General features: G+C 66.9%; 1 pseudogene. It reads right to left on the minus strand.

The window, feature by feature from the left end:
• Window positions 1–213 (minus strand): annotated as a pseudogene (locus AC5WRT_RS39180) (tetratricopeptide repeat protein); the annotation flags it as partial.
• Window positions 214–308: the final 95 nt, after the last annotated feature.

Raw genomic sequence — 308 nt, forward strand, 5'->3', positions numbered from 1 at the left:
ATCGTCGCGGCGGTCATCACGGCGGAAGCCTCCGCGGTCGTCACGCCGGTCGCCGTAGCCGCGCTGGTCGTCGCGCCGGCCGTAACCGCCACGCTCGTCGTCGCGGCGGAAACCGCCACGGTCGCTCCGGTAACCGCCGCGATCACCACGGTCACCACTGTCCCGTCGCCGCTGGTCGCGCTCCGGTCGGTCGTCGGGAGAGTTGGTGGACATGGTGACTCCTGTCTTCGGTACCGCAAGCATTGTAAAAACGAAAGGACCCCTGGTCCCAGCTGAACGCTGGTGACCAGGGGTCCTTCCCAAAGATT

Source organism: Streptomyces sp. NTD91 (assembly GCF_059510455.1).